The 1,977-nt window shown below is 71.2% G+C and carries 3 protein-coding genes; all 3 read right to left on the bottom strand.

Annotation, left to right across the window (positions count from 1 at the left end; all coding sequences use genetic code 11):
* Positions 1-255 (bottom strand): hypothetical protein (locus tag amrb99_RS49275; protein ID WP_206700427.1); only part of this gene is annotated, 255 nt, incomplete at its 3' end.
* Positions 255-665: a hypothetical protein gene (locus amrb99_RS49270; protein WP_190869009.1), complete on the bottom strand. Its 411-nt coding sequence runs from the start codon at positions 663-665 to the stop codon at positions 255-257. The genes amrb99_RS49275 and amrb99_RS49270, both read right to left, overlap by 1 nt.
* A 71-nt stretch (positions 666-736) precedes the next feature.
* Positions 737-1,977: phage major capsid protein (locus tag amrb99_RS49265; protein WP_206700426.1), on the bottom strand; the 1,241-nt coding region annotated here is incomplete at its 5' end.

Raw genomic sequence — 1,977 nt, 5'->3', positions numbered from 1 at the left:
CGCGCCGGGCCGCACCAAGGCGGCGGGCTGATGGAGTACGTCACCGTCGAGGAGCTGCGCGGCCAGCTCGCCGACGTCAAGGAGAAGGTCGCCGAGGAGCTGCTCGCGCCCGCGGTCGGGGACCTTGGCCTGGTCCGCCGCAGCGATGGCGTCGCCCGGCGCGTAGGCGAGGTGCAGCCCGTCCGGGTCGCCATCCCCGACGAGACGGTCGTCGGCGGTCCGCCACAGCCGCCGCTCGGCGTGCGTGCTGCCCATCAGTCGGGCATCTCGACGTAGAACAGGACGACGTCGATCACGCCCGCCGTCAGCGCGGCGGTCGCCACGGTCGCCTGGACCTTCCGCGCGGCCGTGGTCTTCACCGACGTCGCGCCCGTGAACACGGGGATCACGGACTTGCGGCCGATGCTCGACCACGGGGCGCCCGAGATCGCGGCGGCGGCGATGATGTCGCCGGCGCCCTCGACCTTCAGCGCGAGCGTCGCCGCGCCGCCGGAGGTGGGGACGACGTCCACCTCGGCGAACCCGCCGATGATCACCGCGTTCTTGGGGATGACGGCGGTCTTGGTGAGGTCGATGTCGCCGACCGCGCCGCCGTCCTTGGCGAAGTCGTAGCGGGCGCGAACCGACCGAGTCGGCAGCGTGGGGTATCCGCCCTGGTAGGGCATGGGTCCTCCTTCGTGGTACGGCCCGGCGCGTGCGGGATGCCGTCTCGCGCCGGGCCGTGGAACAGGTCGGCCTACAGGCCGGTGACGGTCGCGAACGCCGCCGGGCGGTAGTAGATGACCGCGACGCGGATGTCCGCGCGCACCGCCTGCTTGCCGGAGACGAAGAACTCGCCGTGGCTGTTGGACACCTGGACGTCCATGCCGCGCCGGACCGCCAGCTCGGAGAACTGGCCGAACGCGCCGAGCGCCGTCGTGCCCTTGGTCATCCCGAAGATCTCGACGACCGGGAGGCCCCAGATCCGCGCCGGGCCGGGCTCGGACGGCGATCCCCAGATGTAGATGCCGTCCGTGGTGCGCAGCAGCCGGACGGTCTGCCAGTCCTCGGGGTTCCAGATCGTCGCGTCGGGCATCGCGAGCCCGTTGACCTTGATCTTGGTCATCGCCTTGTAGACGGCGTCCGGGATCGGGTCGCCGCCCTTGGCCTGCGTCTGGATGCCCGGGGTGTTCAGCAGCCCGCGCAGGGTGCCGTTCGTCCCGTCGCCGAGCAGGAGCTGCGAGTCCAGTCGCTGGCGGACCATGAACGGCAGCCGGTTGTTGACGTAGGCCCGCGCCTGCGGGATGACCTCGAGCTGCTCGTCGGTGATCGGCAGCCACGTCGCGATCTTCCGGACCGGGGAGTTCTTCTCCTCCAGGCCGAGCGCGGACTCGGGGAACGGGCCACCCTCGGCGACCTCGGCCGCGTTGTTCACGAACGTGGTCTCCTCCATGTAGACCACGGCGTTCTGGCTGGTCGTGGTCTGCGGGATGAGGTCGGTGAACTGGATCGGCGCGGTCACGAAGTCCACGACGCGCGGCCCCCGGACGGCCTCGGGCGCCCACCCGTCACCGGTCTGGAACAGCGACTTCAGGTCCACGTCGAGGTGCGCCTCGGGGCCCGTCTTCCCGGCCCGCTTCAGGTAGGCGTCCGACTCGGTGAAGTACTCGCCGATGCTCTTGCGGTTGCCGCCGCGTTCGCGGTCCCGCGCGCCGTCGCCGCGCTCCCCACCCTTGGCCTTCTCCTCGCGCTCCTCGGCGTCGCGGACGCCCTGCGCGGCCTTGGCGACCTCGATGAGCTGCTCGACCTTCGCGGCGTGGTCGTCGATCTCGGCGTTCTTCGCGCGGATCCACTCGACCTTGGCCTTGGAGTCGCCGTCCACCGACTTGACCTTGTCCATGTCGAGATCGGGGCCGGCCTCGTCGAACACGCTCTTGAGCGCCTTGCGGGCCGCGTCGAGCTTGCCCTGCGCCTCGGTCAGCGCGGGGAAGGTGATGC

Source organism: Actinomadura sp. RB99 (assembly GCF_014706005.1).
GTDB lineage: Bacteria > Actinomycetota > Actinomycetes > Streptosporangiales > Streptosporangiaceae > Spirillospora.
This window is presented reverse-complemented; position numbering and strand designations above follow the sequence as displayed.

Bases quoted from the DNA above. Each gene is read 5' to 3' on its own strand.
- amrb99_RS49270 (WP_190869009.1), bottom strand. From the start codon at position 665: ATGCCCTACCAGGGCGGATACCCCACGCTGCCGACTCGGTCGGTTCGC.